General features: G+C 66.7%; 9 protein-coding genes. 3 read left to right on the top strand and 6 right to left on the bottom strand.

Annotated features, from left to right (window positions below; genetic code table 11):
• Positions 1 to 7: 7 nt before the first annotated feature.
• A complete protein-coding gene (locus ACAW63_RS20920; protein WP_371228342.1) occupies positions 8 to 1,324 on the top strand; it encodes an NAD(P)/FAD-dependent oxidoreductase in 1,317 nt (438 codons plus the stop codon).
• A 133-nt stretch (positions 1,325 to 1,457) separates the two neighbouring features.
• Here ACAW63_RS20920 and ACAW63_RS20915 read toward each other — a convergent pair whose 3' ends face one another.
• Together ACAW63_RS20915 and ACAW63_RS20910 are read right to left on the bottom strand one after the other, a co-directional pair.
• Entirely contained in the window at positions 1,458 to 2,165 is a 708-nt protein-coding gene (locus ACAW63_RS20915) for a glutathione binding-like protein (protein ID WP_371228340.1), read from the bottom strand.
• 227 nt (positions 2,166 to 2,392) lie between these two features.
• Positions 2,393 to 3,778, bottom strand: a complete 1,386-nt coding sequence (locus ACAW63_RS20910) for an NAD-dependent succinate-semialdehyde dehydrogenase (RefSeq protein ID WP_371228338.1) — start codon at positions 3,776 to 3,778, stop codon at positions 2,393 to 2,395.
• 142 nt (positions 3,779 to 3,920) lie between these two features.
• Between ACAW63_RS20910 and ACAW63_RS20905 the strand changes: the two genes are divergently transcribed.
• Entirely contained in the window at positions 3,921 to 4,799 is an 879-nt protein-coding gene (locus tag ACAW63_RS20905; protein ID WP_371228336.1) for a LysR substrate-binding domain-containing protein, read from the top strand.
• Between the two features lie 2 nt (positions 4,800 to 4,801).
• On the opposite strand, the gene ACAW63_RS20900 is transcribed toward ACAW63_RS20905, so the two are convergent.
• The 3 genes from ACAW63_RS20900 to ACAW63_RS20890 are packed head-to-tail and all read right to left on the bottom strand — an operon-like array spanning position 4,802 to position 8,392.
• A complete protein-coding gene (locus ACAW63_RS20900) occupies positions 4,802 to 5,710 on the bottom strand; it encodes an FAD:protein FMN transferase (protein ID WP_371228334.1) in 909 nt (302 codons plus the stop codon).
• A 40-nt stretch (positions 5,711 to 5,750) separates the two neighbouring features.
• On the bottom strand, positions 5,751 to 7,907 hold the full coding sequence (locus tag ACAW63_RS20895; protein ID WP_371228332.1) for a PepSY domain-containing protein: 2,157 nt from the start codon (positions 7,905 to 7,907) through the stop codon (positions 5,751 to 5,753).
• Between the two features lie 14 nt (positions 7,908 to 7,921).
• Complete coding sequence (locus tag ACAW63_RS20890; protein ID WP_371228330.1) at positions 7,922 to 8,392, bottom strand: DUF2271 domain-containing protein; 471 nt, start codon at positions 8,390 to 8,392, stop codon at positions 7,922 to 7,924.
• A gap of 524 nt (positions 8,393 to 8,916) precedes the next feature.
• Here ACAW63_RS20890 and ACAW63_RS20885 point away from each other — a divergent pair.
• Positions 8,917 to 9,828, top strand: a complete 912-nt coding sequence (locus ACAW63_RS20885; protein ID WP_371228328.1) for a hypothetical protein — start codon at positions 8,917 to 8,919, stop codon at positions 9,826 to 9,828.
• Between the two features lie 82 nt (positions 9,829 to 9,910).
• On the opposite strand, the gene ACAW63_RS20880 is transcribed toward ACAW63_RS20885, so the two are convergent.
• A complete protein-coding gene (locus ACAW63_RS20880) occupies positions 9,911 to 11,452 on the bottom strand; it encodes a nucleobase:cation symporter-2 family protein (protein ID WP_371228326.1) in 1,542 nt (513 codons plus the stop codon).
• Positions 11,453 to 12,361 lie beyond the last annotated feature (909 nt).

Below are 12,361 nucleotides of genomic sequence, written 5' to 3'. Positions count from 1 at the left end.
TCCAGGCATGACCGCAGCCCCCATCCTGATCCTCGGCGCCGGTCCCGCCGGAGCGGCGGTTGCCCTGGGCCTGCGCCGCCTCGGCCATCCCGTCATCGTCATCAGCGAATGGCGCCGCTTCGCCGCCGTCGAAGGCGTGTCCCAGCGCGTGCTGGAGGGGCTGCGTAGCGCCGGACTGCACCACGCCCTGAGCTGCGCCGCGCCCCCATCGCAGCGTCGCGTGCACTGGAACGGCAACGAAAGCGCGCAGAACATCGAATGCATCCTCGACCGTCCGCGTTTCGACGCCGGGTTGCGCGAGGACCTGAAAGCGGCCGGCGTCGAGCTGATCGAAGGGCAGGCGCTGGCCGTCGAACCGGAGGATTCCGGCTGGCGCGTGAAACTCGAAGGTGGCCGGGAAGTGCAGGGCGGCTTTCTCGTCGAAGCCCGTGGCCGCCAGGCGCCGCTGAACCAGAGGGGCCAAAAGGCCCGGCGCGGCCCGGAAACCCTGAGCCTGCTCAACCGCTGGCAGGGCGAACCCGGTCCGTTGGCCAGCGCGGTGGAAAGCCTGCCCGATGGCTGGGCCTGGATGGCGCGGCTGGAGGATGGCCGCTGCTACTGGCAAATGACCCTGGATGTGGCCAGCAGTCAATTGCCGCCGCGCGATCAATTGCTCGATTATTGCCGCGAACGCCGTGGCGCCTCGCAACGGGTGCGGGAATTTTTCGGTGCTGGCGAGGAGCGCGAACTGGACCTGCACGCCCGCAGCAGTACGGCGATCCTTTGCCTGGAAGCCTGCGGCGACAACTGGATTCGCGTGGGCGATGCGGCGATGGCGGTGGACCCGCTGTCGGGCAACGGCATCTTCCAATCGCTGTCCTCGGCCTTGCAGGCGCCGATGGTGATCAACACCCTGCTGCGCGCGCCGGAGCGCGCGGAGTTGGCCAGGCGTTTCCATCAGCAGCGGGTGGAACAGTTGTTCCTGCGCTTCGCCCGCGTGGGGCGCGACTTCTACGCCAGCGAAGAGCGCTGGGCCGACCAGCCCTTCTGGCAGGCCCGCCGCGCCTGGCCGGACGAGCAGCCCAGCCACGCGCCGCCAGATTTCGCCAGCCTGCGCATCGAGCGCGCTCCCGTGCTCAAGGGCGAGTTCGTCGACGAGGCGGAAGTGGTGGTCAGCGCCGACCAGCCGCTGGGCATCTGGCACCTCGACGGTCTGGAGCTGGCACCCTGGCTGCGGCGCCTTCGCGTGGAGCCCGAAGCCCAGGTCCTGGCCGACCTGCCACTGGAGCGCCGCCGGGCGTTCCAGGGCTGGCTCCTGGCGCAGGGCTATCGGCCGCAGTCGTAGGCGCAATCCCTGGGACTGGCTTTTCGTAGGAGCGAGCTTGCTCGCGAAGCAAGGCTCCCGGCGACGCTGGTGCCGGGCAGGTTCACGAGCAAGCTCGCTCCTGCAGTGACTGCGGGGCTTTCGTAGGCGCGGATCAGTCGTCCTTGCCCAGACTGGCCGCCGTCTGCCCGAACAGGATCTTCTTGCCTTCCTCGGTGACCGAGGGCCGCGACTGGAAGGGCTGGCCCTTCTCGTAGGCGCGCAGGGTGGCGGGGCGGGCGGCGATGGTTTCGAACCAGCGCTTCAGGTGCGGGAAGTCGTCGAGGTTCTGCTGCTGGCGCTGCCACGGCACCACCCACGGATAGCTGGCCATGTCGGCGATGCTGTACTGCTCGCCGCCGAGGAAGGGCACCTTCTTCAGCCGCCGGTCCAGTACGCCGTACAGGCGGTTGGTCTCGTTGATGTAGCGCTGCATGGCGTAGGGCAGCTTCTCCGGCGCGTACTGCACGAAGTGGTGGTTCTGCCCGGCCATCGGGCCGAGGCCGCCGACCTGCCAGAACAGCCATTCCAGTACCGTCTTGCGTCCGCGCACGTCGCCAGGCAGGAATTGCCCGGTCTTTTCCGCGAGGTAGACGAGAATGGCGCCGGACTCGAACACCGTGATCGGCTCGCCGCCGTCGGCGGGCGCGGTGTCGATGATTGCCGGCATGCGGTTGTTTGGCGAGAAAGCGAGGAATTCGGGTTTGAACTGGTCGCCGGCGCTGATATCGACCGGGTGGATGCGGTAGTCGAGGCCGGTTTCTTCGAGGAACAGGGTGATCTTGTGGCCGTTGGGAGTGGGCCAGTAATACAACTCGATCATGGAGCCTCCTTGAGTGGAACGCCCCGGCGAAGTGCCGGGGCGGACGACGCCCGCGCCGAGGAGAGCGGCGTAGGGCGAAAGACACGATCTGCTGCGCGTCGGCACAACTGCGTTGGAAGCAGAAAAAGAATGCTCATTTACTGCACGTAAACAGCGCTTCTTTTCCTGCTTCCGCCTTGTTCTGCTCTAGCTCGCGAGATCGTGGAGCAAGGCGACAGGATAAGCCTTTACTTGCGGTCGATCCAAACGGTCTGCGGGTTGAGGAACTCGCGCAGGCCGAAGTGCGACAGCTCGCGACCGAAGCCGCTCTTCTTCACGCCGCCGATCGGTACGCGGGGGTCGGACGCGGAGAAGCCGTTGATGAACACGCCACCGCTGACCAGGCGACGGGCCATCTGCTGGGCGCGGGTCTTGTCGGCGGTCCAGATGGCGCCGGAGAGGCCGAACTCGCTGTCGTTGGCCAGTTCCAGGGCGTGCTCGGCGTCGCGGGCGACGATCAGCGAGGCCACGGGCCCGAAGATTTCCTTCTTGAACGCGGTGTTGCCCGGCTTCACATCGGCCAGCACGGTCGGCGCGTAGTAGTTGCCTTCGCCGTCGAGCTTGTGGCCGCCCAGCAGCAGGGTGGCGCCGTCGGCGATGGCCTGTTGCACCTGGCTGTCCAGTTCGTCGCGCAGATCGAAGCGGGCCATGGGACCTACGAAGGTGTCATCCGCCAGCGGGTCGCCGATCTTCAGTGCTTTCACGGCGGCCAGCAGCTTCTCGGTGAAGGCCGGGGCAATGGATTCTTCCAGGATCATGCGCTTGGCGGCGATGCACACCTGGCCGCAGTTGCCGAAGCGGCTGGCGACGGCTGCCTTCACGGCGGCGTCCAGATCGGCGTCGGCGAGTACGATGAAGGCGTCGGAACCGCCCAGCTCCAGCACGCACTTCTTCAGCGCGGCACCGGCCTGGGAGGCGATGGCGGCGCCCGCGCCCACGCTGCCGGTCACGGCGATGGAGGCGATGCGGTCATCGGCGATGGCCTTGGAGACCAGCGGCGGCTCGACGTTCAGCACTTCGAACACGCCCTCGGGCAGACCGGCCTGCAGCCAGGCGTCGCGCAGCTGGTAGGCGCAGCCCATGACGTTCGGCGCGTGCTTGAGCACGTAGGTGTTGCCGCCCAGGATGATGCTCACCGCGCCGCGCATGACCTGCCAGGTGGGGAAGTTCCACGGCATCACGGCCAGCACCGGGCCCAGCGGCAGGTAGGAGATGTACGCGCCTTCGATCGGGGTCTTCTCGTCTTCGAGCATGGCCGGGCCATGTTCGGCGTACCAGTCGCACAGGTTGGCGCACTTGTTGATCTCGCCACGGGCCTGGGTGACCGGCATGCCCATTTCCTGGGCTTCCATGCGGGCCATCGGCTCGACGTTGGCGCGCAGCACTTCGGCCATCCTGCGCAGCACGGCGACACGTTCGGCGATGCTGGTGCCGCGCCACTGGCGGAAGGCGGCATCGGTGCGGGCCAGCGAGGTTTCCAGCTGAGCGGCGTCTTCGAAGGTGTAGCGGGCCAGTTCCTGCCCGGTGGCGGGGCTGCGGGAGATGGCGGCGGGGATGGCGGCGATCTGGTTCATGGTGAGTCCTGCTTGTTCTGTGAGGCCGCAAGGCCGGTCGTTCGTCCGGGCACTCTGGCGCCGGGATGGAGCAGAAATTAAGATGCGACTTCATTCATGTAAAATGAATAATCAAGAAAGACTCTTTCTCTTGGAGAGAATCATGGACCTCACCCAGCTGGAAATCGTCCGCGCCGTCGCCAACGAAGGCAGCATCACCGCCGCCGCGGCCCGTCTGCACCGCGTGCCCTCGAACCTGACCACGCGGATCAAGCAGCTGGAAGCCGAGCTGGGTACCGAGCTGTTCATCCGCGAGAAACTGCGCCTGCGCCTGTCGCCGACCGGTCGCAGCTTCCTGGACTATGCCGAACGCATCCTCGCGCTGGTGGAAGAGGCCAGGCAGGTGGCGGTGGGCGTCGAGCCCCATGGCAGCTTTTCCCTGGGCTCGATGGAAAGCACCGCTGCCGTACGCATCCCCGAAATGCTGGCGCGCTACCACCAGCATTGCCCGAAGGTGCAGCTGGACCTGTCCACCGGCCCCTCGGGCGAGATGATCGACGGCGTGCTGTCCGGCCGCTTCATCGCCGCTTTCGCCGACGGCCCGGCCAATCACCCGCAACTGGACGGCCAGCCGGTGTACCGTGAGGAGCTGGTGCTGATGAGCGCCAAGTCCCACCCGCCGGTGCGCGACGCGCGGGACGTGGCGGGGGAGACGGTGTTCGCCTTCCGCGATACCTGCTCCTACCGCAAGCGCCTGGAGGGCTGGTTCGCCGAGCACCGGGTGGTGCCGGGCAAGATCGTCGAGATGGAGTCCTACCACGGCATGCTCGCCTGCATCGCCGCGGGCGGTGGGGTGGCGATCATTCCGCGGGCCATGTTCGACAGCCTGGCCGGCGGTCGCAACGTGACCATTCACCGCCTGGCGCCGCATCACGCCAATGCCACCACCTGGCTGTTCTGGCGGCGCGGCACCGATACGCCGGCACTGCGCGCCTTCATCGAGTTGCTGGAGCCCGAGGCGGCGTCCGTGCAGGTGGCCTGAACTCAGCGGCGCATGCTGTTGCCCTCGACCCACAGCTGACGCAGGTCACCGTCTTCGCGCAGCAGGAAGAGAGTGCTCAGGCCGTGCTTACGGGCCATTGCCGGGCCGCATTCGGCGCCCAGCACCATCAGTGCGGTGGCCCAGGCGTCGGCAAGCATGCAGGTCGGCGCCAGCACTGAAACCGAGGCTACGCCATTGTCCAGCGGTGCACCGTGCCGTGGGTCCATGGTATGGGCGTAGCGTGCGCCGCCCAGTTCATGGAAGTGCCGGTAGTCACCTGACGTGGCCAGCCCGCCGTCGCCCATCTGCAATACGCCGAGTGCCTGGCGGATGCCCTCCTGCGGCCGCTCGATAGCCACCGTCCAGGGGTGGCCGCCGGGCTTGCCACCGCGAGCGCGGAACTCGCCGTCGATGCTCACCAGATAGTCGTGGATGCCGTGATCCTCCAGGCTGCGGGCCAACTGGTCGACGCCGAAGCCCTTGGCGATGCCGGACAGGTCCAGGTGTACCGGGAAGCGCTTGCGCACGCGGCCTGCCTGGAAATCGAATTCCAGCGCCATCGCGGCGCTGGCTCGTGGTTGGTCCCTGAGTGCCTCGCGCTGCGCACTGTCGGCCAATCCGCCCTGCGGCCCGAAGCCCCAGGCACCCACCAGATCGCCCACCGCGATGTCGAAGGCGCCGCCGGATTCGGCGCTGACCTGGATGGCGGTCTGCAGCACCCAGAGCAGCTCGGCCGGCAGGGTCATCCAGACGCCCGGTTGCAGAGCGTTGAAACGCATCAGGTCCGAGTCGGAGCGCCAGTTCGACATCTGCTGGTCCACCCGCTCGACGGCGATGCGCAGCTGTCGCGCCAGGTCCTGCTCGTCCAGCGTTCCGAGGTGGTAGAACAGGGCGCGGTAGCGTGTTCCCATGGTGGGGCCGTTGAAATCGTAGCGCTCGGGGGGCCTGGGTTCAGAAAAGGTCTTCACGGTAGCGGCCTCCGGCTCTGAGTTCCTCCACGCTCAGCGCCAACGGGCCGAGCAGTTCGTCCAGCACGTTCCGTACGCCCTCGGCCATGCCGCGTCCGCCACAGACCAGCACCTGGGCGCCGGCGGCCAGGAGCTGGCGCAGCTCCGGTGCGTCCTGGCGCAGTCGGTCCTGTACGTAGGCGTGTTGCGGGCCGGCGGAGAACGCCGTGCGTAGCCCGCTCAGGCGACCCTCGACGAGGGCGCGCTCCAGGTCCTGTTCGAAGGGCACGCCGGCTGCCGGTACCCGGCCCCCCCAATACAGGTAGAGCGGGCGTTCCGGACGGTTCTGACGGACGAAGCCGGCCAGCGGAGCGATGCCGCTGCCCGCGCCGATCAGGATCAGCGGCGCTTCGCCAGGCTGTGGGCGGAAGGCGTGGTGCGGCTGCACCGTGGCGCGGATCGTGTCTCCAGGTTGCAGCCCGTGCAGGTAGTTGGAGCACAGCCCCTCCTTGTGCAGGCGCACGCAGATATCCAGCGCGCCGTCGCGGCTGTCGCTGGCCAGCGAATACTGCCGGGGAGCTTCGGCTCCGGGAGCGTGCACGGCCAGCAGGTCGCCTGCCTGGTATGGAGCGGGGCGCTCCAGCGGGGCAAATCTCAGGATGGCCAGAGGTGTGTCGCCAGGGGCGTCGTGAACTTTCCGCTCGACCAGCCGGAAGCGGGATTCGGCTCGCGGCATGTCCACCTCGACCACGGCCAGCGGTAGCTCCAGTGCCTTGCCCAGCTCGATGGTCCAGGCACGGAAGTCGTCCGGTCGAGCGGCCTCCATGTCCCGTCGCGGCAGCAGACGCTCCAGGCCCAGTCCGGCAAGCGCGGTGTCCACGGTCGCGGCGTACTGGCAGAAGCGCGGGAAGCGTCGGTCGCCGAGGCCGAGTACGGCGAAGCGCGCGCCGGCCGGCAGGCGCAGGTGTTCAAGGTGTTCCAGGAAACCGGCCGCCGACTGCGGAGCACCTCCGTCGCCATAGGTAGCGGTCAGCACCAGCAGTTCGCGCGCGGCCGGAAATTCCCGCGTACCCCGCTTCAGCGGTGCGCTGTACACAGGTCTGCCGGCGGCCGCCAGGGCCGTCTGCAGGGCATTGGCAAACGCCCAGGTACCGTCGGTCTCGCTGCCGACCAGCAGCACGCATTCGGCGTCATCGGCGCTGGCCTGCGATCCGGTGCGTAGCGCGCCGTGTTGGCGACGCAGGAACAGCATGAGACCGGTGAAGCCCAGCAGCGGCACGCCCAGGGCCGCGAGGCCGAGCGTGGGGCTGGCCGCTCCCAGGAGTTCTCCGCTATGCAGCCGGTAGAAGAACTCATAGACATGTCGCGCCGGCGTATGGGGCTGGTAGCCCAGCAACTTGCCGCTGACGGCATCGACATAGCCATCTCCTGCGGCGGTACGCAGCGTGTAGGCGGCCTGGGAGTCAGGCGGGAATTCCAGCTCGCGCAGTTGCCTCAGCGGCACCTGCAGCAAGGCTTCGAGGTGGCCCGGGGCCTGTGCCGTTGCCGGGGTGAGCTGCAAAGGGTAGGGCGGTTCGTCATCCATCCCGTCGGCGATCAGCTCGAAATGGTCCGCCGACAGGTAAAGCCCGCTCAGGCCGAAGATCAGCGCAATGGGCAGCAAGGCGCGCCCAACCTGATTGTGCCAGCGCGACGCCGCTGCGCCGCGAATGGGGCCGGCCAGCTTGCGCCAGCCGCCTTGGCGGCGGGCCAGCAGGGCCAGCCCGGAAACGCCCAGCAACAGCATGCCCAGGGCGCCGCCACCGGCCAGTGCATGGCCCGGCTCGCCCAGCAGCAGCTCACGATGCAAGCCCCGGGCTACACGGTACAGGCTGGACGGCTCGTAGGGGCCCAGCACGCTGCCGTCCCGAGGGGAGATACGGACCGCGCCCTGGTCGCCATGGGCGATCAGCAACCCGGAGGCTCGCCGTTCCAGGCGTTCGACACCAGGTACAGTACGGCTCACCTGATCGGCGATCTGGGCTACGCTCCGCGCCGGCTCCCCGCCCGCCTGCAGGCGCTCGGCCAGGGGCTGGGTGGCGAGCAGGGCGCCGCTGCCGGCCAGGACCAGGAGCAGGGCGGTCAGCAGAATGGCGGACCAGGCGTGCAATCGACGAAGCATGGCGGTCCCCGTCCTCAGAGGTCGTAGCGGAAGGCCGAGACATAACCGCTGCCGGGGTTGACCTTGCCGGCGCCTTCGCGGGTCAGCGGTACCGTCACTTCGGCGCGATTGGAACGCTTGTCCTCCACTGCGCTGTCGATACGGATCTGGTATCCGGCGTCGATCAGGCTGTCGGCCACTTCCACGGAGACGGTCAGGGTGTCGCCGCTGCCGACGCTGGCGCCGCTGAGGCCGTCGAATTCGCCGGGACGCAGACCGCTGCCCCGGGCCCAGTCGCCCAGGTGCCTGTAATACTTGGCCTTGCGCCCGGCCACCCAGAGGGTGCGCTGGTACTGGCCCTGGCCGTCGGTCAGGTAGATGGCCAGGTAGGCCTTGTTGCCCGGGTATTGGGTGAGGGTGGTACTCAGATTGACCTCGCGGGCCTGGGCCAGCGCCGGGCCGGCGAGTGCGCCGGCCACGCCAAGGGTCACTAGGGCGGTCTTCATGAGGGAGCCTCCTATGGGGGAGATTCCACTGTGCAGGGAAGCGCTTAAATCAAGCTGAACCCCTCTGGCACGGAGCTTCAGACTGCCTTCAGACAACTCTGCTACGGCACTGCGGTCATGATGCCGCCCTGGATGGCCGGCGGGCGGCCAGATCGGGCAATGCGCGGGATCGCTGGCAAACACCATTCCTGCAGGGCGGAAGGCCGTGACCGGGCCGATGCCAGCGGGACGGCGAGATGCTTCACCGCCCGTGGCCGGACTGAAATGCCAGCATGGCTGACCACTATCGGACTACCGGACGAGGCGCGATTCGAGGCGGAAATGGCCTGAGGACGGGCTTTTCCGGGCACTGTTTCAGCAGCGCGACGTATCAGCGCGGAGACAGTCGCGAAATACTCGCAATTGCCTCTTGCAGAGCCATCGCGCTGCGCTAACGTGTGTTTCTCTGTCCGTCGTGCGAAGGCGGCAAACGCTCTTCGCGGCAGGGCGCTTTCCTCCCGTTGGGCCAACGCCCGGAGCGCATGATGGACACTCGCAGCAAGAGCCGCCGTGCCAACTCATTCCAGATCGGCGCCATGGGCGCGGGGCTGGTCTGCCTCGCGCTGTTGCTGGCCTGCCTGCTGGTCAGGCTGTGGCCGCAGTCCTATCCGAATTTCCCGCCGCCGGGCTCGGTGGGCGACCCCGGCGTGCAGTGCCTGGCCGGCTGGTGTCCGGGGCCGGACGCGCGGCTGCTGGCGATGGTCATGGTGGCCGGCGGGCTGGGCAGCTTCGTGCACCTCGCCAAGTCCTTCGGCGACTTCGTCGGCAACGAGCGCTTCATGGTCAGCTGGATCTGGTGGTACGTGCTCAAGCCCTTCATCGGCATGATCCTCGCGGTGATCCTCTACCTGTTCATCCGTGGCGCCTTTTTCACCGTCAGCACTAACGGCGAGGCGAGCAGCGTCAACCTGCATGTGCTGATCGGCATCGCCTGCCTGGCCGGCATGGTCTCCAAGCAGGCCACCGACAAGCTTGCGGAGGTTTTCGACGCCCTGTTCCGCATTCGCTCAGTGGCGGGCGACATCAGGCGCAAGGACGAGCTGGAAAACCCCGTCGCCTGCATCGGCGATGCGCAACCGCCGGTCGCCGGCACCCACGCCACCTACATCTGCCTGCGCGGAACGGGGTTCGCCCGTGGCGCGCGGGTGCAGGTAAACGGCGAGGACCGCGAGACGACGATCTCCGACAGTACCCGCCTGGCCTTCCAGTTGGTGCCCGGCGATGTGGCCACGGCGGGGACCCTGGCCGTGGTGGTGGTCAATCCGCCTCCCGGCGGCGGGCCTTCGACACCCTTGTTGCTGCCGGTCGGCGAGCCGGTAACCGCGATCGATACTCCTACCGTGGTAGCCCTGAGGGCGCCCATCGAGGAGGAAATGGCGGCGTACGATCACCGGTAGTGCGAACGCCAGCCTGTAGTAGCGAGGGAGCGGAAAAGAAAAAGCCCCGCAGGTGCGGGGCTTTTTCGTGGACGTCGCCAGGTCAGACGTGGCTGTTTTCCGCCTCGCGCAACTGTCGTTTGTGACCGGGGGCGTGGTGGTCATCGTGATCGTCGTTGATCAGCGGGACCTCCTTGCCGTCGCAGTCGAACAGCTTGCCGTTCTGGAAGTAGTCGCCCTCGTTCAGCGCAGCGATGTCACGGTAGCGCAGGGTGCGTTCCTCGGCTGCGACGAACACCGACTGCTGGTCCGAGTTGCCGGTCTTGAGGTGGTTGAACAGCAGGTTCAGGACGATGGCCATGATGGCGGCTGAGCTGATGCCCGAGTGGAAGATGGTGGCGAACCAGCTCGGGAAGTGCTCGTAGAAGCTCGGCGCTGCGATCGGGATCATGCCGAAGCCGATGGAGGTGGCGACGATGATCAGGTTCATGTTGTTGCGGTAGTCCACGCTCGACAGGGTACGGATACCGCTGGCCGCCACGGTGCCGAACAGCACGATGCCGGCGCCGCCGAGGACCGGAGTGGGCACGGCGGCGATCACGCGGCCCATCACCGGCAGCAGGCCGAGGGCGACCAGGATCAGGCCGCCGGTGGCCACCACGTAACGGCTCTTCACGCCGGTCACGGCCACCAGGCCGACGTTCTGGGCGAAGGCGCTCTGGGTGAAGGAACCGAAGATCGGTGCGATGACGCTGGAGGCCATGTCCGCGCGCAGGCCATTGCCCAGGCGCTTGGAGTCGACCTTGGTGCCGATGATCTCACCGACGGCGAGGATGTCCGCCGAGGTTTCCACCAGGGTCACCATGATCACGATCAGCATCGAGATGATGGCGGCGATGTGGAAGGTCGGCATGCCGAAGTGGAAGATCGACGGAATCGCCACCATCGAGCCTTCGGTCACGCGGGAGAAGTCGGTCATCCCCAGGGCAGCGGCGATCACGGTGCCGATCACCATCGCCAGCAGGATCGACAGGCGCGAGATCGAGGCGCTGCCCAGCTTGCTCAGCAGCAGGACGATCACCAGGGTCATGGCTGCCAGGCCGATGTTGGCCATGCTGCCGAATTCCGGTGCCTTGGGGTTGCCGCCCATGGCCCAGCGTGCCGCGACCGGCATCAGCGTCAGGCCGATGGTGGTGATCACGATGCCGGTCACCAGCGGCGGGAAGAACCGGGTGATGCGTGAGAACACCGGGGTGATCAGGAAGCCGATGAACGACGCCGCCATCACCGCCCCGAGCACGGCGGGCAGGCCGCCGCCCTCATAGCCACCGGAGAGGATGGCGATCATGGTGGCCACGCCGGAGAAGGACACACCTTGCACCAGCGGCAACTGGCAACCGAAGAAGGGCAGGCCAAGGGTTTGCAGGAGGGTGGCCAGGCCACCGGCGAAGAGTGAGGCGGCAATCAGCATGCCGACCTCGCTGGGTGAGAGCCCGGCCGCCTGGCCGAGGATCAGGGGCACGGCGACGATACCGCCGTACATGGTCAGAACGTGTTGCAGGCCGTACGCCAGGTTGGCGCCGATACCGAGGTTCTCGTCTTCCGGACGTGCTCCGGCGGACGCTACAGCTGAACGATCATTCATGGCTGAGGACTCGCTTGTTTTTGTTGTGCGAGCACTGTAGACAAAATCTGTAGGAAATATCTACTGGTTTGTATACATGATTTTGTCCGATGGTCCGAAATCTGACCGGTCGGTTATCGGATGGCGAGTCGCGACGGGGCTCTGGGATGGGAATTTCGTATAGTGGGCTGTGTTGATATTTCTGTGTACGATGATTTTTTGTATTGAATACAAAATTCTAGATTAATGAGTGCATTCTGCCGTTCGCTGGCAGCTGGGCGACTGATTTCGGGGAGGCTTCCAGCCATCGGGAAGCGGCGGTTTGCCTATCGGTAGGGCGTACAACCGTTCGCGGTTGTACGCCGATACGCCCCACCGCCCCCGCGCTGAGGGAGGAAGGTCACCTGTGGGAGCTTGCTCGCGAACCCGCCCGGAGCCGAAGCCGCCGGGAGACTCGTCCGCGAGCAAGGACCAGGCGAAGCATCGGCGTACGGGCTTCGCGGAAAATATCCGCTCTTACGAAAGCAACCCGCCGCAAGGGGCGGCGCCGCGATCTTCCTCACGCCACGCCCAGGGCAACGCTCAGACGGCACTACCTCCCTGTCGGCAGCTCCGCGCTGGCTTCCTGCAGCAGCTGGAACAGGCGATTTCGTACGTATCACCCGGAACCCTTTCTGTGCTGGCGCACGAAAATGACGACAGGACAACGCTTCGGAGTCATTAGCGCCCCTGATTCACCCGGCTCCGCATAAGCAGGACTAATCAATCATTCGGGGATTTCATGGCAGCGGTGGGCGGCTCGGTGTTAGAAATTTCCGGGCGAGGCGCCTGTGCCCGCAAGCCCTTTCCCGCTGCTCAGGAGTAATCCCATGACGTCCGGATGGACTGCTTTTCGTCGCGTGCTGAATACACTTTCCATCGCCTGGGGTG

The organism is Pseudomonas sp. QE6, assembly GCF_041379005.1.
In the GTDB taxonomy this organism is placed as follows: domain Bacteria; phylum Pseudomonadota; class Gammaproteobacteria; order Pseudomonadales; family Pseudomonadaceae; genus Pseudomonas.
The sequence above is the reverse complement of the archived record's forward strand: the minus strand, read 5'-3'. Positions and strand labels throughout refer to the sequence as shown.